The 20,203-nt window shown below is 60.1% G+C and carries 16 protein-coding genes; 3 read left to right on the forward strand and 13 right to left on the reverse strand.

Translation table 11 applies throughout. The annotated features are described in order from the left end of the window. Positions 1-48 precede the first annotated feature (48 nt). The 12 genes from fliD to ACWHXD_RS21710 form a co-directional block, all read right to left on the reverse strand. Positions 49-1,416, reverse strand: coding sequence for a flagellar filament capping protein FliD (gene fliD, locus ACWHXD_RS21655; RefSeq protein ID WP_044274984.1), 1,368 nt, complete (start codon positions 1,414-1,416; stop codon positions 49-51). An 82-nt stretch (positions 1,417-1,498) separates the two neighbouring features. Further along, positions 1,499-1,846 carry a flagellar protein FlaG gene (locus tag ACWHXD_RS21660; RefSeq protein ID WP_032895940.1) on the reverse strand — a complete coding sequence of 116 codons (348 nt, stop codon included), beginning with the start codon at positions 1,844-1,846 and terminating at the stop codon, positions 1,499-1,501. A 76-nt stretch (positions 1,847-1,922) separates the two neighbouring features. Next, on the reverse strand, positions 1,923-3,635 hold the full coding sequence (locus ACWHXD_RS21665) for a flagellin N-terminal helical domain-containing protein (RefSeq protein ID WP_138762473.1): 1,713 nt from the start codon (positions 3,633-3,635) through the stop codon (positions 1,923-1,925). Between the two features lie 386 nt (positions 3,636-4,021). Then, entirely contained in the window at positions 4,022-4,951 is a 930-nt protein-coding gene (locus tag ACWHXD_RS21670) for a ketoacyl-ACP synthase III (RefSeq protein WP_003192977.1), read from the reverse strand. Positions 4,952-5,227: 276 nt separating this feature from the next. Then, on the reverse strand, positions 5,228-6,838 hold the full coding sequence (locus ACWHXD_RS21675) for a flagellar hook-associated protein 3 (protein ID WP_138762474.1): 1,611 nt from the start codon (positions 6,836-6,838) through the stop codon (positions 5,228-5,230). Positions 6,839-6,852: 14 nt separating this feature from the next. Further along, positions 6,853-8,898: a flagellar hook-associated protein FlgK gene (flgK, locus tag ACWHXD_RS21680; protein ID WP_138762475.1), complete on the reverse strand. Its 2,046-nt coding sequence runs from the start codon at positions 8,896-8,898 to the stop codon at positions 6,853-6,855. Positions 8,899-8,908: 10 nt separating this feature from the next. After that, positions 8,909-10,168, reverse strand: coding sequence for a flagellar assembly peptidoglycan hydrolase FlgJ (flgJ, locus tag ACWHXD_RS21685; protein ID WP_032895935.1), 1,260 nt, complete (start codon positions 10,166-10,168; stop codon positions 8,909-8,911). A gap of 4 nt (positions 10,169-10,172) precedes the next feature. Then, complete coding sequence (locus ACWHXD_RS21690; protein WP_177327585.1) at positions 10,173-11,282, reverse strand: flagellar basal body P-ring protein FlgI; 1,110 nt, start codon at positions 11,280-11,282, stop codon at positions 10,173-10,175. Positions 11,283-11,288: 6 nt separating this feature from the next. Beyond that, positions 11,289-11,984 (reverse strand): flagellar basal body L-ring protein FlgH, encoded by a 696-nt coding sequence (flgH, locus tag ACWHXD_RS21695; RefSeq protein WP_032895934.1) that lies wholly within the window; start codon positions 11,982-11,984, stop codon positions 11,289-11,291. 52 nt (positions 11,985-12,036) lie between these two features. Further along, the gene (flgG, locus tag ACWHXD_RS21700; protein WP_003192986.1) at positions 12,037-12,822 is read right to left on the reverse strand and encodes a flagellar basal-body rod protein FlgG; all 786 of its coding nucleotides are present in this window, start codon (positions 12,820-12,822) and stop codon (positions 12,037-12,039) included. A 62-nt stretch (positions 12,823-12,884) separates the two neighbouring features. Then, positions 12,885-13,625, reverse strand: a complete 741-nt coding sequence (locus ACWHXD_RS21705; protein ID WP_003192988.1) for a flagellar basal body rod protein FlgF — start codon at positions 13,623-13,625, stop codon at positions 12,885-12,887. 893 nt (positions 13,626-14,518) lie between these two features. Further along, a complete protein-coding gene (locus ACWHXD_RS21710; RefSeq protein ID WP_032895933.1) occupies positions 14,519-16,084 on the reverse strand; it encodes a sigma-54-dependent phenylalanine hydroxylase transcriptional regulator PhhR in 1,566 nt (521 codons plus the stop codon). Between the two features lie 256 nt (positions 16,085-16,340). Between ACWHXD_RS21710 and phhA the strand changes: the two genes are divergently transcribed. The 3 genes from phhA to ACWHXD_RS21725 all read left to right on the forward strand — a co-directional run bounded on the left by phhA (position 16,341) and on the right by ACWHXD_RS21725 (position 18,780). Continuing rightward, a complete protein-coding gene (gene phhA / locus ACWHXD_RS21715) occupies positions 16,341-17,132 on the forward strand; it encodes a phenylalanine 4-monooxygenase (protein WP_003192992.1) in 792 nt (263 codons plus the stop codon). A gap of 98 nt (positions 17,133-17,230) precedes the next feature. Continuing rightward, on the forward strand, positions 17,231-17,587 hold the full coding sequence (locus ACWHXD_RS21720; protein WP_003192995.1) for a 4a-hydroxytetrahydrobiopterin dehydratase: 357 nt from the start codon (positions 17,231-17,233) through the stop codon (positions 17,585-17,587). Beyond that, positions 17,587-18,780 carry an amino acid aminotransferase gene (locus ACWHXD_RS21725; protein WP_138762477.1) on the forward strand — a complete coding sequence of 398 codons (1,194 nt, stop codon included), beginning with the start codon at positions 17,587-17,589 and terminating at the stop codon, positions 18,778-18,780. The genes ACWHXD_RS21720 and ACWHXD_RS21725 overlap by 1 nt, the downstream gene beginning before the upstream one ends. A 531-nt stretch (positions 18,781-19,311) precedes the next feature. Here the strand turns inward: ACWHXD_RS21725 and ACWHXD_RS21730 are convergent. Continuing rightward, on the reverse strand, positions 19,312-20,121 hold the full coding sequence (locus ACWHXD_RS21730) for a UDP-2,3-diacylglucosamine diphosphatase (RefSeq protein ID WP_003192999.1): 810 nt from the start codon (positions 20,119-20,121) through the stop codon (positions 19,312-19,314). Between the last annotated feature and the right edge of the window lie 82 nt (positions 20,122-20,203).

Genomic DNA, 20,203 nt, shown 5'->3' on the forward strand with positions numbered 1-20,203 from the left:
GCACCCTGCGCGAGAGCCCCTGGACAGGGCCCTGGCGCGCACCGCTCATCAGTTCGACTTAGGATTGTTCAGCGAGTTGAGGGTGGTCAGGATGCTGGAGCTGCTGGCGTTGATCTGCGCGATCATGGTGTCCATCGCCGTGTACTTGGCGGTCAGGGACTTCTGCAAGGCATCCATGCGCCGCGTCAGGTCGTCGGTCTCTTTGTTCAAGTCGGTCAACTTGTTATTGAGATCGGTGGCCCGTGTCGCCAGGGTGCCGGTGGTGCCGACGTAGCTGTTGGTCGCCTTGTTCATACGGGTGATCAAGCCCGTGTCGCCGGTGAACAGCTTGGCAATGTCGCCAGCGCCCTTGACCACGGCCTTGTCCCAGGTTTTGTCATCCAGGCTCAGCAGGCCGGTTTTCTGGTCGGTGGTAATGCCCATCTGCGCCAGGCTGGTCATCGTGCCCGCGCCGGAGCCGTTGACCAACTCGGAACGCAGGCTGTTCACCAATTGACGCATCGACGCATCGCCGGTCAATGCACCTGCGGTGGTGGTGGAGGCATCACCGGTTGCGGTGACCTTGGTTTGAGTGTTGATCGCCGTCATCAGCGTGTTGTAAGCGCTGACGAAGGACTGCACCGAGGTTTTCAAGGTGTCGGTGTTGCTGGCCACGGTGATGGTGGTCGGTTTGGTGATGTCTACCGTGTCCAGCAGATCAAGGGTCACCCCACTGATCGCCGAGGTGATCTTGTTGCTGTTCGATGACATTTGAATGCCGTCGATGGAGTACTTGGCATTGGTTGGCGGCGTGCCTTTGTCGTAGCCGACAGCCAGCTGCGAATCACCGCTGAGGGTGATGTCGGTGCCCTCGCCCATGGTGGTCGAGGTCAGTACCAGCCGCGCGCCATTGGAGTCACTCAGTACGTTGGCACTGATGCCTTGGGACGAGAGCTGGGTGTTGATCGACTCGCGCACCTGTTGCAAGGTCGCGCCGCCAGGGATCACCACGTCGTAGCTTTTGCCCGACTGGTTGATGGTCAGCGTCTGGTCTTCGTCGGTGCTGTTGGCCTTGCCCGATGCGCCTTCGGCATTGACTGCCGTAGTGACTTTCGAAGCAGTGGCCAGGTTGGCAATTTCCAAGCGGTACTTGCCGCTGGACGCACCGTCGGTCAGGGTGACCTTGGCGTTTTTCTCTTCCGAAGAAGTCGCCGCCAGCCCGTTGAAGGCCGAGGCATTGTTCAACTTGGTGATCGCCGCCTGGTAGGCTTCCAACGCCGTCTTGACCGAGCCCACGGCAGACAACTGCACGGTGGCTTTCTTCTGCTCGTTGGTGATCTGAGCCTGCTTGGGTGCCTGCTCGGCCCCGACCAGCGCCTTGACGATTGCTTGGGTGTCGTAGCCCGAACCTGGGCCGGAAATCGTTGAACTAGCCATTTGCCATTCTCCTTGTCCTGCAGCGGCCGTTTTTTGGCGCTTATACGCCTAGACCGCAATCAGAAACATGTTTCGTGCCAACTCAAGCCTTGCTATCAAACAACAGGCTGCCGGCATCGCTCAGGTTCTGCGCCAATTTCAGCGCGGTCTCCGATGGAATCTGTCGAATCACTTCACCACTGTCAGTGGCGATCACCTTGACCACTACCTTACCGGTAGAGTCATCGATGGAAAAATCCAGGTTGCGCTGTGAAGCCTGCACAAACTCACGCATATCGGTCACAGCCTTTTCCAGCGCAACGCGCTGAGGCTCTTCACTTTTGATCGGCTCATTGCTGGCCACAGGCTTGGCCTGGGTCACCACTGCGCCAAGGTTGGCCGGGGCCGGGGCTGCGGGGTAAGACGAGGTCAGCTTGATGCTCATGTCCATGTCACCACCTCCAAACTGAAAAAACGGAAGGGCACGTTGTTAAACGCACCCTCCCGTTATTTAACCGCTAGCGCTATTACTGAAGCAGCTTCAGAACAGACGATGGCAGTTGGTTGGCCTGGGACAGGATCGCAGTGGAAGCCTGTTGCAGGGTTTGTTGCTTGGTCAGCTCAGCGGCTTCAGAAGCGAAGTCAGCATCTTCTACGCGGCCTTTGGCAGCGGAGGAGTTCTGCGAAATGCTCTGCAGGTTGGCCACGGTGCTGGCGAAGCGGTTTTGTACGGCACCCAGCTGCGAACGCTGGCTGTCGATCTGCTGCATGGCGTCGTCCAGAGCCTGGATGGCCTGCTGCGAAGAAGCGGCAGTCAGGATGTTCAGGTCGGAAACGCTGGTTTCCATGGTGACGGCGGTTTTGGTGCCGTTGCTAGCAACGGTAGTCAGACCCAGTGCAGCCAGGCCAGTACCGGCGCTGCCGTCCTTGATGGTGATGTCTTTGTCGGCGAACAGGTTCAGGGTGCCGTCAGCGTTTTTGCTGGCTTGAACACCGGTGCTGGCGCTGTTGATCGAAGCTACAACTGCGTCAGCGGTGTCACCCTTCTTGAACTTGACTTCAACGCCGTTTACGTCAATCGAAGTGTCAGCGGTCAGTTTGGCTTGGGTAGTGCCGGCCGACAGACCCAACTGGGACAGCGAACCGCTCGAAGTGTTGGACAGCTTGATGTCTGCACCGTCACCCGAAGTCAATTTGACACGGCCGTCGGTGAACGTGGCCGAAGCGCCTGCAGCAGCACCACCTGCCGCGTTTTCAAGCTTGGTCAACACGGTAGCCATGGTGTCATTAGCAGCCCAAGTCACGGCAGTGCCATTGACAGAGATGGCACCGTCAGCTTTAAGGTTGCTGTTGGAAGGAACGGTGGCTGCTGCACCCAGACCGAGCTTGGCCAGACCGTCTGTTGCACCAGTCACGCCCGAAGTACCCAGAACGATGTCATTCTTCGAGGTCAGGGTTACGACGCCAGCGGCATCGGCAGTAGCGGTAACGCCAGTGGTTGCGGTTTGAGCGTTGATGGCAGTCAGTGCAGCAGTAGCTGCCGGAACACCTGCGGCGGCAACACCGAGAGCAATTTCAGTACCGTTGATAGTGAACGCGTCGGTAGCAACGGTAGCGGATGCTGCGGCTGCGCCAATTTTCATTGCGCTATTGCCCAATACCGAACCAGTAGCGGTAGCGGCCAGGCCTTTCATCGCAGCGCCATCAACCGCCGCTTCTTTGTAGTTACCCTTCAGCGCAGTCGAGCTGATGTCGGTCATACCGAACGAGATAGTCTCGTTGGCGTTGGCGCCGATCTGGAATGCTACGTTGCTGAACGAACCGTCCAGCAGGTTACGACCACCGAAGGTGGTGGTGCTGGCGATACGGTTCAGCTCGCCCACTTTAGCGGTGAATTCTTGCTGCAGGGAAACACGGTCAGCGTCGCTTTTATCACCGTTGGCCGCTTGCAGGGCGAGTTCACGCAGACGCTGCAGGGTGTTGGTGGATTCTTGCATCGCGCCTTCAGCGGTCTGGGCAATCGACACGCCGTTGTTGGCGTTGGCGATGGCAACGTTCAGGCCTTTGACCTGGTTGTTCAGACGGTTGGCGATCTGCATGCCGGCAGCGTCATCTTTGGCGCTGTTGATTTTCAGGCCGGAGGACAGACGGTTCATCGACTGGCTCAGAGCGTCGGAAGCTTTGTTCAGGTTCTTCTGGACACCCAGGGAGGTGATGTTGGTGTTTACTGATAATGCCATGACGAAATCCTCGTGGTTTGGATACTGCGGCTTCCGGCCCTGGCGACCGCCGGGTGTGGCCTAGAGAACCTACGTAATAGTTATCGTCGTGGTAGCCGGTTGCTTGAGGATTTTTTTGATTTTTTTTAGTAGCCCTGTGCCAGCCCTTGTATTTCAAGGCCTTATAAAGGCGTGAAACGCCCCAATCACGGGTTACTGGCGCCAAAACTCCGCCCTTGTAGGAGCGAGCTTGCTCGCGAAGAACGTTAACGATGACGCGGGTATTCAGGATGCACGCGGCGTTCTCAGGTTCTTCGCGAGCAAGCTCGCTCCTACAGGGAGGGGGCGAAAAAAAAACGCCGATGATCGTGGGATCATCGGCGTTTTTTTGTACAGCTGCTAAAGCATCACGGACGATAGAGAATCGCCGAGCCCCACGACAGGCCCACGCCAAAGCCGCTGATGGCCACGCGCTTCCAGGTGGCGTCCATCACGTGCTTTTCCAGCAGCAGCGGGATGCTCGACGACACGGTATTGCCGGTCTCGACCATGTCCTTGATGAACTTGTCCACCGGCGCCTCTTCAAAGCGGCGCGCCACGGCGTCGACGATGGCCGCGCTGCCCTGGTGGATGCAGAACGCATCGATGTCATCGGCCTTGAGGTCCGACTCATTGAGCAGCTCGTGCAAGTGCGCCGGCACCTTGAGCAAGGCGAAGTTGAACACCTGGCGGCCATTCATGAAGAACACACCATCGCTGACCTTCAAGTGCGGCGCGCCGGAACCGTCGGTGCCGAACTTGGATTTGCCCAGCAGCCATGGTGCGTCCTCGCCCATCCAGGTGGCGGTGGCGGCATCGCCGAACAGCATGGTGGTGTTGCGGTCTTCCGGGTCGACGATCTTGGAGTACGGGTCTGCGGTAATCAGCAGGCCGTTTTTAAGGCCCGCGGCTTCCATGAAGCCCTTCATCGCGTAGATGCCGTAGACGTAGCCGGAGCAGCCCAGGGAGATATCGAAGGCGGCCACGTGAGTCGGCAGGCCCAGTTTGTCCTGCACGATGGCGGCGGTGTGGGGCAAGCCCTCTTCATCGCCGTTCTGGGTAACGACGATCAGCGCGTCGATGGACTCGCGCTTTAAATCCGGGTTATTGGCGAACAATGCGTTGACGGCTTCGACGCACAGGTCGGACGTCTCCTGTGCAGCTTCCTTGCGCGGCAGAAACGCCGAACCGATCTTGCCGATGATGAACTCTTCATCCTTGGCGAATTTGGCACCCTGGGCGTAGTTATCGATCCCGTCTGCCGGCACGTAACTGGCGATGCTTTTTATGCCAATCATTGTGGCTTCCCAATACTAAATAGCTGGAGAACACCCCTCGGGCTACGCCGGGAGTGCTGACAATAAAGGGGATAACCCCATGAAAAACTCGCTGAAAGCCGCCCGATGAAGGCCCTGTGACGACTTATCCTTTTCACACGATACAGTGAAGATGCGCTTTATGACTCACAGGTCACTCAATTTTGCGTGGTTTATGCAAAACGTTTCAACAATTAACCCCCAGAAACGACAACGGCCCGCCCTGTTTCCAGAGCGGGCCGCTTGACTGAACGCCGTTTACATCTTGTTGAACAGGCTCAACTGCGAGATTTTCACGAAGGCCAGTTGCGAAGCCTGCAACATGGTTTGCTGCAAGCTCAGGTTGACGGCGGCTTCGGCGAAGTCGACGTTGCCCAGGGCATTCATGGTGGTGGTATTGGCCAGGTCCAGGCTGACGTTTTCCTTGGACTGAATGTCCAGGCCATTGAGGCGCGCGCCCAGGGAGCCACGCGCCTGGTCGATCTGCCCGTAGGCATTGGTCAAGTTGCCAATCGACTTGGCCACCACATCCTTGAGCTCCTTCTGCGCCGCTGGGTTGCCGTCTGACGGCGTTTCCAGAATTTTGCGCAGATGGCTCAGGGTATCGAGAACGTTCTCGTTTTTGTTGCTGGTGGCACTGATCGCAAACTGGTCGCCGGCGGCCGGCGCCGGTGCGGTGGTGACATCAAAGGTCACCCCTGCCGCCGTGATGGTGGTTGCGCCGGCCGCCAGGGTGCCACTGGCGATGGATTTGCTGTCTGCGCTATACGGCTGCGCATACAGGTCATAAGCACCGGCCGCGCCAAACTTGACGACGACACCCGAGTTGGGAAAGGTGCTGGCGTATGCCGCCGGATCGCTCACCGTGCCGCCGCTCAGTTGCGCGGTGGAAGGATTGCTCGGGGTGCGCGAAACGCTGAAGGTGTCTGGTTTGACCGACAGGCTGAACTCTCGATCCTTGACGATGGCGTCCGACGGCGCGCCAGGCAGTATGTCCTTGCCCAGTGCGTCTTTGCCCAGGTTCAAGCCGATGTCGAACTTGACCCCGCGCAGGCTGACAGTCGAACCGCCTTCCTTGGTGGCATCGAAAGTACCGTTGCCCGGGATCTCCGAGGTGATGTCCTTGCCGGCATTGTCCGTGACGACGTATTGGGTGCTGCTGGTGAAGGTCAGTTTATACGGCTGGCCATCGGAAAAACTGCTGTTATAGCTGCTGTTGGCCGCGATCAGCCCGGCAGAAACGGTGACCTTGCCATCGTCGACCGCTGGCGGCACGAGGATTGGCGCGGTTTGCGTACGGCCCGTATTCGCCGAGCTTTCAAGCATGCTCTTGGCGGTATTGCCCATGGCAACCGACAGGTTCTCTGCGATCTTCAAGCTCAGCGGCGTGTCATCGCCCTGGTAGCTGTAGGTGCCGTCATTGTTGCGGGCGTAGGGCGGCGTGTCGGTCTTGCTGCCGGAGAACAAGTAATTGCCGCTGGCGTCCTTGGTATTGAGCAGGCCCAAAACCTGGTCTTCAATGGCGCCAATCTCGGCGGCCGTCGACTTGCGGTCGGCGTCGCTGATGCCGACGTTACCCGCCTTGAGCGCCAACTCACTGGCTCTTTGAATCGCGATATTGATATTTTCCAGCACGCCGTCCTGGGTGGTCAGCGAGTTCTTCAAGGTGTCGATGTTGCCATTGAACTGCGCCAGCATGTCTTTCTGCTGCTGCAGCATCAACAACCGCGCCGCCGCCACCGGATCATCCGCGGCGGTTTGCACGCGCACGCCGGAGCTGGCCTGGTCCTGGGCCTTGACCACGCTGGAATAGTTGCTCTGGTACTTGGCAGAGCTGGTCTCAAAATACTGCTGTGTAGAAATACGCATCGTCCCAGCCTCCCTTAAAGAGCATTCATCAGTGTGGTGAAGGTTTCCTGCGCAGCCTTGATGATCTGCGACGACGCGGTGTAGTACTGCTGGAACTTGATCATGTCGCCCGCTTCATCATCCAGGTTGACCCCGGATACCGAGTTGCGTGCTTCCTTGTTGGCGCTGAGCAACGCGCCGGTGGCGGCGGTGTCGACCCCGGCCTGGCTGGCCTTGGCACCTACGGTCGAGACCAGCTTGCTATTGGCGCCCACCAGGCTGGTGCCCCCGTTGCCGTCGCCCATGCCGACGGTGGCCTTGGTTTGCAGGTTCAGCAGTTCCTGGGCGTTGCGGCCGTCGGACTTACCGCCACTGTTGAAGGCAAAGGTGGTGCTGTCGCCGTCTGCCGGCGAGCCGTTGACGGTGGTGTCGAACTTGAAGCTCTTGCCGGGAATGGCGGCACCGCTGGCGTCGCGCATCGGCACGTCCACGGTGATCTTGTTGCCCTGCCCCGGAATGATCGAGCCAGTGCCAATCGGGTTGCCCTTGGAATCGTTGATGGTATAGGACTGCGTACCGTCGGCGGCGGGCTTGCCGAACACCATCTTCACCGGCATCGAGTTTTCAATACCGGCGCGCAGCTGCGCGGTGTCGGTGCCGCCATGGATATCCAGCGGCACCGTCAAGGCCGGCTGGGTGAAGGTACCCGTGCCGCTGTTGGTCGTGCTGCTGGTACCTGCCAACGGGCCGGCGAACGCCAGTTTGTTCGCATCGGTGAGCGCCACGCCAATACCGCTGGCGCCCGTGGCGGTGGGGCTGACCTTGAAGCTGTCGCCAAACGCCATGGTGCCCTTGCCGTCCAGCGCCAGGGTGAAACCATCCATGGTCGGCGGCGGTGTAGCGCTCATGTCAAAGGTGCCCATGGCCTTGCCGTCCGAACGCAACACCGTGATCTTGTTAGGATCGGTCTTGTCGTTGAAGGTCACGGTGTAGTCAAACGTGGACAACTGACTGCTGTCCTTGATCGTCACGTTCAGGTTGCCCGCCCCGGCGCTGTTGCCCGAGGCACCCTGGCTGCGCGAGGCAATGGCGGCGGCGCTGTTGATGTCTTTGAACAGCGAAACACCAAAGTCACCGTTGAGGTCCAGGCCCTGGCCCAGTTGGTTGTTGAGCGTATCTGCCGTGGCGATGGCGATACGGCCCAGTTCATTGATGGCCGGCATCAAGGCATCGCTGCGATAGCGCAACAGGCCGCCGATGCTGCCGCCGCTGATCACCGAGCCCAGGTCCAGGGTGGTGCCGTTCATGTCCAGCTGGATGGTGTATTGGCTGTTATCGGTTTTGCTTGGCGCGGCGGAAATCTTGTTGGAGATCCCGCCCTCTACCAGGGACTGGCCGCTGCCTGTGGTCACGCTGAACTGGCCGTTTTTCTCGGTGGCCGTCACGCCAATCAACTCATTGAGCGAGCGTACTGCCTCGTTACGCGAGTCCAGCAGGTTGGCCGGGGCGCTGTTGGAGCTGCCTTGGGCCTGGGAGATCTGCTGGTTAAGGGAGGCAATCGAGGCGGTCAATTGGTTGACCTGGTCACTCATGCTGCTCAGTTGGTTGTTGATCGTCTCTTTCTGCTGGGTCAACTGCGTGGAGATCGCGTTGAAACGGCTGCTCAGGGTCTGGGCGTTGGTCACCAGCAATTGGCGGGCCGACAGGTCGCTGGGGTTGGACGCGGCGGTTTGCAGGGTGGCAAAGAACGAACTGAGCACCGAGGACAAGCCGGTGGTTTTGTCCGACAGTACTTTGTCGACGGCCCCCACCTGGTCCAGGTATGCCTTGGCATCGTTATTGAGCGCCGTGCTGTTCTGGTAAGCGGTGTCCAGGTACTCGTTGTACACCCGGCGCACATCGGCCAGGGTGGTGCCGCTGCCGATGTACACGCCGCCGAACGGGTTCGACGCGTTGGTATTTTGCGTGGTCTGCTGACGCGAGTACCCCGGGGTATTCACGTTGGCGATGTTATTACTCAAGACCGACAACGATCCTTGAGCGGCATTGAGCCCTGACATCCCGATACTGAGCAAACTCATGGTTCAGACCTTATAAATGTGTGGTTGCGCCAGCGGCAGCGTAGTTCTGGTAACTGTTCATGTTTTTTGCGATCTGCGAAATCTTGCTGGCGTAATCCGGGTCGGTTGCATAACCGGCTTTTTGCAACTCGCGTACAAACTGTTCCGGGTTGTCGGCTGATTTCACAACTTCTTTATAGCGATCATGGCTTTGCAGCAGGGTCACGAGGTCGTGGAAGCTGTCCTGGTAGGAGCTGTAGGAACGGAATTGCGCCGTTTCCTTGACCATCGCCCCATCGCGAAACTCGCTGGTGATCGCCCGGGCCTGACCGCCCTGCCAGCTCTGCCCGGCCTTGATGCCGAACAGGTTGTGGCTGCTGCTGCCGTCTTCGGCACGCATGACTGATTTGCCCCAACCGGTTTCCAGTGCCGCCTGGGCCACCAGGTATTTGGGGTCGATACCAATCCGTGCGGCGGCGGCCTTGGCCATCGGCAGCATGGTGGCGACAAATTCATCCTGGGAGCTGAAGGCTTTCTTGGCCGGCGCCAGCGGTGGCTGGGCAATGGCGCGGCCATACACTTGCATGCGCCCGCTCGGCACGGCAAAGCTACGCGCACTGCTGTTGATGACCGTATCGTCGGCAGCGCTGTTACGCAGGGGCGCGGCTTTGGCTTCGACCGGGGCGTTCGGCACGATGCCCGCCAGCAGGCGGTCGGCCAACTTGCTGGGCAAGGCGATACGGCGCTGGTTCATCAGCTCCATGTCGTTGGCATGGGTACTGGCCCCCTCAGGCACAGCCACGCGATACGCCCACAAAGGCCGCTGGCCATTGGAGCGGCCCAACGGGCCTTCAGCCTGGGTACCGGCGGCAATCTCGGTCGGCACATCGACTTTCTTCACCGGCACATCCGCCGCCGGGCCTTGCAAGGTGGCGGCCTGGGCCTCCACCGGTTTGTTCTTCTGCATCTGGCGCATCAGCACATCGGCCAGGCCGATACCGCCGCCTTCGCGGGACATCGACACCGCCAGTTGCTGGTCGTACATTTCCTGGTACTGCTTGGCGGCCGGGGTGTTCAGCGGGTTGTCCTTGCCCAGGGCCTCGGTGGCCGAACGCATGGACTTGAGCATCTCGTTCAAAAACAGCGACTCGAATTCCTGCGCCACTTTGCGCAGGTTGCCTTCGCTGTTTTTGTCGTCGCCCACCTTGAGCTGGTTAAGCCGGTTCAGGTCGGAGTAAGACCCCGAGTCCGCCGTGCTGCTGATGCCGCTCTTGCGCATATCCATGGCCATGGCCTCAGATCACGATCAGGTCGGCTTGCAACGCGCCGGCCTGCTTCAAAGCTTCGAGGATCGCCATCAAGTCGCCGGGCGCAGCGCCCACCTGGTTCACCGCACGGACAATCTCGTCCAGGGTGGTGCCCGGGCCGAACTTGAACATCGGCTTGGCTTCTTGCTGGGCATTGACGCGCGAACGCGGGACCACGGCAGTCTGGCCACCGGACAACGGCCCAGGCTGGCTGACGATCGGGTCTTCGGTGATGGTCACCGTCAGGCTGCCGTGGGTCACCGCCGCTGGCGAGACCTTGACGTTCTGGCCGATCACGATGGTGCCGGTGCGCGAGTTGATGATGACTTTGGCCACGGCCTGGCCGGGGTCCACCTCAAGGTTTTCCAGGATCGACAGGTAGTCCACGCGCTGGCTTGGGTCCAGCGGCGCAGTGACACGAATCGAGCCGCCATCGATGGCCTGGGCCACGCCAGGGCCGAGCATGTCATTGATCTTGTCGACCACGCGCTTGGCGGTGGTGAAGTCGGAGCGGTTGAGGTTCAGGGTCAGGCTGTTGCCCTGGTTGAAACCACTCGGCACGGTGCGTTCAACCGTGGCGCCACCGGGGATACGCCCGGCTGACGGCACGTTGACGGTGATCTTCGAACCGTCGCGGCCTTCGGCGTCAAAACCGCCCACCACCAGGTTGCCCTGGGCGATGGCGTAGACGTTGCCGTCGATACCTTTGAGCGGCGTCATCAGCAAGGTACCGCCGCGCAGGCTCTTGGAGTTACCCATGGACGACACGGTGATGTCCACCACCTGCCCCGGCTTGGCGAACGCAGGCAGATCGGCGCTGATCGACACTGCTGCGACGTTCTTCAACTGCACGTTGCCCGAGCCAGGCGGTACCTTGATACCGAACTGGGAGAGCATGTTATTGAAGGTTTGCAGGGTGAACGGCGTCTGGGTGGTCTGGTCACCCGTACCGTTGAGCCCCACCACCAGGCCATAGCCGATCAACTGGTTGGAGCGCACGCCGGAAATACTGGCGATGTCCTTCAGGCGCTCGGCCTGGGCCGCAGCGCTCAAGGCCAACAAGAGCGCCATCGCCATCAGCTGTTTGAACTTCAAAATGGCCACCTAGAAAGGGAACAGCGGGCTGAGGAAGAAGCGGTCGAACCAGCCCGGCTGGCTCGCATCGGCAAACGAACCGGTGCCCGAGTAGGTAATGCGTGCATCGGCAATGCGCGTCGACGGCACGGTGTTGTCGGTGGAGATGTCATCGGCGCGAACCATGCCGGCGATGCGCACCAGTTCGTCGCCGGTGTTGAGGGTCATCCACTTTTCACCGCGCACGGCAATGATGCCGTTGGGTAATACATCGGCGACGGTTACGGTGATCGAACCGGTCAGGCTGTTGCCCTGCCCTGCCGCGCTCTTGCCGTTGGTGGCACGGTCGCCGCTGTAGCCGGCGTCCAGGCTCAGGTCACCGCTGCCCAGCGGGTTATTGGTGTTCAGGCCACCGCCGAACAGCGAGGTCAGGCCGATGCTGGTCTTGCTGTTCTTGCCGATCTGCGAGTTGGCGTTCTTGCTGGCCTGCGTCTTCTCGTTCAGGGTGATGGTGATGATGTCACCGACCCGGAACGCCTTGCGGTCGCTGTACAGGTTCTGCTCGAACCCGGCCTGGTAGATCGAGCCATTGTTGGCCGCCGCCGGCAGCGGCGTGCGTGGCAACACCGGCGCGTAGTACGGGTCATTAGGCTTTGGCGAGGGGGCGACACAGCCCGCAAGCACGGCGATCCCACTCAATGCCAACACACAAACATAGCGATTCATGACCCTAACCTCACGGTGTTGCAGGCACCCTCAAGGGCGCCCCATAGACTGATTACAGATTCTGCGTAACGAACGAAAGCATCTGGTCGGCGGTGGAAATCACCTTGGAGTTCATCTCGTAGGCGCGCTGGGTGGTGATCATGTTGACCATCTCCTCAACGGTGCTGACGTTGGAGGTTTCCAGGGTGCTTTGCAGCGTGGTGCCGAAGCCGTTCAAGCCAGGGGTGCCGATTTGCGGCGCGCCACTGGAGGCGGTTTCCAGGAACAGGTTGTTGCCCATCGCCTGCAGGCCGGCCGGGTTGATGAAGTCGGCGGTTTGCAGGTTGCCGATCACTTGGGAGGCCGGGTTGCCAGCCACGGTGATGGACACGGTGCCGTCGTTGCCGACGGTGAAGGTCTTGGCGTCTGGCGGCACCACGACAGCAGGCTCCAGGGCGAAACCGTTGGCGGTCACGATCTGGCCGTTGGAATCCAAGTGGAAGGTGCCGTCACGGGTGTAAGAGGTGGTGCCATCTGGCTGCAGCACCTGGAAAAAGCCGCGGCCATTGATCGCCATGTCCAGGGGCTGGCCGGTTTGCTGCAGGTTACCGGCGCTGAAGTTTTTCTGGGTGCCGACGATCTGCACACCGGTACCCAGTTGCAGGCCCGACGGCAGTTCGCTGTCCTGGGTCGATTGGGCGCCCGGTTGCTTCTTGATCTGATAGAGCAAGTCCTGGAACTCGGCGCGGTCACGTTTGAAGCCCGTGGTCGACACGTTTGCCAGGTTGTTGGAAATGGTCGTCAGGTTGGTGTCCTGGGCGGACAGGCCTGTCTTGGCAACCCATAGAGCCGGAAGCATGCTGTTCTCCTTCGTGCGCCGGATGGTTGGCGCTGCGTTGCAAATTAGTTAGTGGGCTTGAATCAGCTCATCTGCATGACGCGCGTCATGGCCTGGTCGTCTTCTTTAGCGCTGTTCATCATCTTGATGTGCAGCTCGAACTGCTTGGCCAGCGCCAGCACCGCGGTCATTTCTTCCACGGCATTGACGTTGCTCGCCTGCAGGAAACCCGAGGTCAGCCGCACGTTCGCGTCGGCCTGGGCCGGCTGGCCATCCTTGGTGTGGATGGTGCCGTCCAGGCCTTTGGTCATGTTCTTGAGGTCTGGCTGGACCATCTTGATACGGTCCACTTCCGCCATCACCCGCGGGCCTTCGCCCATGGCACGGATGCTGATGGTGCCGTCCGAACCCACTTCGATTTTCTGCTGGGGCGGCACGGCAATCGGGCCACCGTTGCCCATGATCGGCATACCGTTGCCGGCCCGCAGCACGCCCAGGGCATCCACGTTCATACTGGCGCTGCGCACGTAGGCTTCGCCGCCATCGGGGGTTTGCACCGCCATCCAGCCGTCGCCGCTGACGGCTACGTCCAGGTCACGGCCGGTTTCGATCATCGCGCCCGGAGAAAAGTCAGTGGCCGGCCGCTCGGTCATGGCAAACGCCCGCGCCGGAAAGCTGTCACCGAACACCGGCATCGAACGCGCCTGCTCCAGGTCGCGCTGGAAACCGTTGGTGGAAATGTTCGCCAGATTGTTGGCATGGGCCTTCTGCGCCAGTGCATTCTGGCTGGCGCCGGTCATTGCCACATAAAGGTACTTGTCCACGCTCTATCCTCTTTCTGACGGACGCTTGCCGCCCACCGCTGTACTGAGGAGGCTTAAGCAATTTGCGAACCAACTTTTTAAAAGAGGCGCAAATCCAGGCGGGGCGGGGGTTTCGTGGAGATAGGTGAAAGCGGTGATGGGAAAAACAGTCGAAAAAACGGCGGACTACTGCCGCCTGCGGCAAACACCGGCCTTCAAAGCTGTAGAGATCAAAGGTGGAGCTTGCCTGCGATAGCGGTGGTTCAGTTGCAGATTAATTGACTGACCCTCCGCCATCGCGGGCAAGCCCGCTCCCACAGGGGATTGATGCCGGGCGCTGATTCCGTGGGCAATACCCAACCAATGTGGGAGCTGGCTTGCCTGCGATAGCGGTGGAACAGGCACCGATATGCCAGCTGACAGTCCGCTATCGCAGCATAGGTATCTACACAACTTTGTGGGCTGTAGCAGCAGACGGTAACCACGATGCGAAGCGAGTCGCTCTTGATCTGCTTGTGATCTTGATCTCAGGCGCCCCGTTAAACCACGCTGGCCGAACGCAGGCTTGAATTCGTGGGTAACCCGGCAGGACGCCGGGTTAGCCGCCCCGCGCCATGGATGGCGCGTGGCGGCGGCCCACGGATTCAAGCCTGTGTTCGGGCACACCGAGCCCAAGCGAGGTGCCGAGTGGTGGGGCAAGAGCGCTTTGCTTACTTTCGCGCTTTTCGAAAGTGAGCCGCCGTCAGGGCGGAACCCTAAGTGGCCGTTACCTAAATAACGGATATGTACCCGATCCAACTGTGTTGACTGTTAGGCCGTCTTCGCAGGCAAGCCAGCTCCCACATTTGGATCACGGTGCGTCAGTTAAATCAGCGCCGGCTGTCAGTCCGTCACGGGAGCAAGCTCCCACCGTTTTAACTGCGATCAGCCTTGAGCACTTCGTAATCACGCAGCTTGTTGGCAATGGTGGTGTGCGACACCCCCAGGCGCTTGCCCAACTGGCGACTGCTCGGGTGTTCGGCATACAGACTTTCCAACACCGCCTTCTCAAAGCGCCCGACGATCTCCTCCAGGCTGCCCTCCAGGGAAAAATCACCCAGCGGCTGGCGCACGCCATAGTCCGGCAAGCGAATATGCTCAACCTTGACCGTACCGCCTTCACACAATGACACCGCCTGGAACAGCACGTTTTCCAGCTGCCGCACATTGCCCGGCCAGTGGTAGTGGCTGAGTTTGTCCATGGCCGCAGGTGCCAGCTTGGGCAGTGGGCAACCGATCTGCCGGCTGGCCTGATCGAGAAAGTGCTCGACCAACGGCGCAAGGCCATCCAGGCATTCGCGCAATGGCGGGATATGCAACGACAGCACATTCAGCCGATGATAAAGGTCCTGGCGAAACTCACCCCGAGCGCAGAGCTCCGACAAATCCACCTGGGTCGCACAGATCACCCGCACATCCAGGTACACCTCTTCATCACTGCCCACCCGACGGAAACAACCGTCCTGCAGAAAGCGCAGCAGCTTGACCTGCAAGCGCGCGCTCATTTCCCCCACGCCATCCAGAAACAAGGTACCGCCCGCCGTCAGCTCAAGCAGGCCCAACTTGCCTTCCGCTCGCGCGCCTTCAAATGCGCCGGGGCCGTAGCCAAACAGTTCGGTCTCGGCCATCGACTCGGGCAACCCCGCGCAGTTGAGCGCCATCAATGGCGATTGCCCGCGCGGGCTGGCCAAGTGGCAGGCCCGGGCCAACAGTTCCTTGCCGGTGCCGGTTTCGCCTTCTATTAAGAGCGGTGCATCCAGCGGCGCCATGCGCCGCGCTTCCCGCACCACCGCGGCCATGACCTTGGAGCTCTGGAAGATGCTGTCGAAACCGCGCAGCTCTTGCTTGCGCACGTTATAGATACGCTCACCGACACGGTCGGCGCGGTGCAGGGTGAGCACGGCGCCGGCCATGGCTTCGCTGTCATCGTGCTCGGAAGATTGCAGGGGCGCGATGTCCGCCAGAAATACGTCGCCCTTGACCTTGACCCGCAGGCCATTGATTCGCGATTTGCTGGCGCGCACCAGTTCCGGCAGGTCGAAATCCTCGGCGTAACGCGACAGGGGAATCCCCGGCACTTCATCCACCCGTACGCCCAGCAACTGCGCCGCCGCACGGTTGGCGGCCACGATGGAGCCGCCCATATCAATGGACAGCACCGGAAATTCCAGGGCGCCGAGCAATGCATTGAGTTCCATATGCCGACGCTCGCTGGGCATCAGCCCTACCCGCTTGACGCCAAACACCCCGGCAATCGCCTCGAACTGCGGGCGCAACGCCTGAAATTGCATATTCACCAGGTTAGGGCAAAACAGGTAGATGGCGTTGCCATGCTCACCGCCGACTTCGCCCTTGGCGACGTTGACGCCGTACTCCACCAGCAGGTTGAGGATGTCCCGCAGGATGCCGATGCGGTTCTGGCAGTGCACTTTGATACGCATGGAAAAACTCGAAAAGGGAGTAGGCGCCGCGTCTTTTTGTCGCTGGGCGCAGATAGTCGTCAAGATTATGTGACAGCGCGGTGACTTTTCCCAGCCCATAGCTGCGACGAGCGGGCCTATCGTAACGAATACTTTACGATAATCGGTAATTTTTCCTACGCTAGTCCGTTAAGGCTGATGGAAACCGGCGCCTATCCGGTTATCAATAGGAGCATCCCAGGACATAACAAGAACGAATGCCTAGCAGGAGAGCCGTATGAAGCAGACGCACTACGTGGCCCGCGAGCCCGATGCGCAAGGTTTTATCCACTACCCGCCAGAAGAACATGCGGTGTGGAACACCCTGATCACTCGCCAATTGAAAGTGATCGAGGGCCGCGCCTGCCAGGAATACCTGGACGGTATCGACAAGCTCGGCCTGCCCCTGGACCGCATTCCCCAACTGGGCGAGATCAACAAGGTGCTGGCCGACACCACCGGCTGGCAAGTCGCCCGCGTGCCGGCGCTGATCCCCTTCCAGACCTTTTTTGAATTACTGGCCAGCAAGCAGTTCCCGGTGGCGACTTTTATTCGCACCCGTGAAGAACTGGACTACCTGCAAGAGCCGGATATTTTCCACGAGATCTTTGGCCACTGCCCGCTGCTGACCAACCCCTGGTTCGCTGAATTCACCCACACTTACGGCAAGCTCGGCCTGGCGGCCACCAAGGAGCAACGGGTGTACCTGGCGCGCCTGTACTGGATGACCATCGAGTTCGGCCTGGTGGACACGCCCCAGGGCCGGCGTATCTACGGTGGCGGCATCCTGTCGTCGCCTAAAGAAAGTGTGTATTGCCTGTCGGACGAGCCTGAGCACCAGGCCTTTGATCCGCTGGAAGCGATGCGCACCCCCTATCGCATCGACATCCTGCAACCGCTGTACTTCGTCTTGCCCGAACTCAAGCGCCTGTTCGACGTGGCGCAGGAAGACATCATGGGCATGGTCGAGCGCGGTATGCAGCTGGGTCTGCACGCACCGAAATTCCCACCCAAGCCCAAAGCCGCGTGAACCTCACGTTTTAAGGCCAGGTGAGTCTGTTCCCTGGCCCCGCGTTGCTTTAGGGTAACGCCACTGACCTTCAATCATTCGAATTCAGGACACCTTCCATGACCACCTTGAACCAAGCCCACTGCGAAGCCTGCCGCGCCGATGCCCCGCAAGTCAGCGATGAAGAACTGCCGGTACTGATCAAGCAGATCCCTGACTGGAACATCGAAGTGCGCGACGGCGTGATGCAGTTGGAAAAGGTTTTCCTGTTCAAGAACTTCAAATTCGCCCTGGCTTTCACCAACGCGATGGGTGAAATCTCCGAAGCCGAAGGCCATCACCCTGGCCTGCTCACCGAGTGGGGCAAAGTCACCGTGACCTGGTGGAGCCACTCCATCAAGGGTCTGCACCGCAACGACTTCATCATGGCCGCGCGCACCGACGAAGTGGCCAAGACTGCCGAGGGCCGCAAGTAATGCATTTCGATGCCATCGACCGCGTGCCCGGCGACCCGATCCTCGGGCTGATGGACCTGTATGCCCAGGACGCCAACCCGAACAAGTTCGACCTGGGCGTAGGTGTCTATAAAGACGACCAGGGCCTGACGCCGATTCCCCACTCGGTGAAGCTGGCGGAACAGCGCCTGGTCGACACCCAAGTGACCAAGACCTATATCGGTGGCCATGGCGATGCAGCCTTCGGCAGCCTGATCAGCGAACTGGTGCTCGGCGCCGACTCGGCCTTGCTGCGTGACCGCCGCACTGGCGCCACGCAAACCCCCGGCGGCACCGGCGCCCTGCGCCTGAGTGCCGACTTTATCGCCCACAGCCTGCCGGGCCGTGGCGTGTGGCTGAGCAACCCGACCTGGCCGATCCACGAAACCATTTTTGCCAAGGCCGGGCTCAAGGTCAGTCATTACCCTTACGTGGGCAGCGACAACCGCCTGGACGTGAAGGCGATGCTGGCAACCCTGTCCAGCGTGCCCAAGGGCGACGTGGTATTGCTGCACGCGTGCTGCCATAACCCGACCGGTTTTGACCTGTCCCAGGACGACTGGCGCCAGGTGTTGCAGATCGTGCGGGAACGCCAGTTGCTGCCGCTGATCGACTTTGCCTACCAGGGCTTTGGCGACGGCCTGGAGCAAGACGCCTGGGCGGTGCGCCTGTTTGCCGCCGAACTGCCGGAAGTGCTGATTACCAGTTCCTGCTCGAAGAACTTCGGCCTGTATCGCGACCGCGTGGGTGCATTGATTGTGTGTGCGGCGGATGCTGAAAAGCTCACCGATGTACGTAGCCAACTGGCGAATATCGCGCGCAACCTGTGGTCGACGCCACCGGATCATGGCGCCGCCGTGGTGGCGACCATCCTCGGTGATGCACAGCTGAAAAAGCAGTGGAGCGAGGAAGTCGAGGCCATGCGTTCGCGGATCGCCCAGTTGCGTTCCGGGTTGGTGGAAGCGCTTGCGCCCCATGGGCTGGCCGAGCGCTTTGCGCATATCGGCGCGCAGCGGGGGATGTTTTCCTATACCGGCTTGAGTGCCGAGCAGGTCAAGCAACTGCGCGAGAAGCACAGTGTGTATATGGTCAGTTCGGGGCGGGCTAACGTGGCTGGGGTTGATGCGACGCGGTTGACGTTGCTGGCTCAAGCCATTGCTGACGTTTCCAACTGAAGAAACGGGATTAGGTGTGGGGGCTGGCTTGCCTGCGATGGCGGTGGGTCAGCCGACGCATATCTACCTGATACCTCGCGATCTAACTGTGGGAGCGGGCTTGCTCGCGAAGACGGCCTAACAGTCAACACAGTTGGACCGGGTACATATCCGTTATTTAGGTAACGGCCACCTAGGGTTCCGCCCTGACGGCGGCTCACTTTTGAAAAGCGCAAAAGTAAGCAAAACGCTCTTGCCCCACCACTCGGCACCTCGCCTAGGCTCGGTGTGCCCGTAATCCGCCAGTGATTTGGGGGGCCGCCGCCACGCGCCATCCATGGCGCGGGGCGGCTAAACCGGCATCCCTGCCGGTTTACCCCCCAAATCCCTGTCGAATTCCGGCCAGCGTGGTTTAACGGGGCGCCTGAGATCAAGATCAAAAGCGGATCAAGAGCAAGATCAAGAGCGGCTCGCTTCGCATCGTGGTTACCGTCGATCGCTACAGCGTTGTGTACATACTTATAGCCATCGCAGGCAAGCCAGCTCTCAGGTTCAGCCAGCAACCATTTCAGCCTTCAGCAGTGCCTCTTTAGCCTGCGCATCCGCCAATCGATACAACTCGATATGCCCATCCCAGTGCTCGATCAAGGCCGTGCACGACTCCACCCAATCCCCGCAGTTGAGGTAATCCACCTCGCCCACCTTGCGAATCTCGGCATGGTGAATATGCCCGCACACCACGCCGTGCAATTCGCGCTTGGTTACTTCGTGGGCGATCGCCTCTTCGAAATCGCTGATAAAACTCACCGCTGTCTTGACCTTGTGCTTCAGGTACGCCGACAGCGACCAGTAACCGTAGCCGTACCGCGCGCGCCAGTGATTCAACCAGCGGTTCAGCGTCAGGGTGAATTCGTAGGCCGAATCGCCGAGGAAGGCGAGCCAGCGGTGATAGCGCGTGATCACATCAAACTGGTCGCCATGAATCACCAGCAAGTGGCGGCCATCGGCGGTGACGTGCACGGCTTCATCCACCAACTGGATATTGCCCAGGATCAGCTTGGAATAGCGGCGCAGGAACTCGTCATGGTTGCCGGTGACGTAGATGACCTCGGTGCCACGCTTGGCCATGGTCAGCAGCCGCCGGATTACGTTGGTATGGGCTTGAGGCCAATACATGCCGCCGCGCATTTTCCAACCGTCGATGATGTCACCGACCAGGTAGACCTTGTCGGCGTGATAGCCCTTGAGAAAGTGCGATAGGTGTTCGGCCTGGCAATCCCGGGTGCCCAGGTGCACGTCGGAAATCCACAGGGTTCGCACCCGTTGCTTGCGGCTGGGCTTGGTGAACTCGGCACGGGTCATGGGCATCCCTCGACGCTGTTTTGGCGAGCTTGCGCCTTGGCGATTAATAGCCCATGACAAGCGTGCGTCAGTCTGATGACAG

The organism is Pseudomonas fjordensis, from assembly GCF_976987115.1.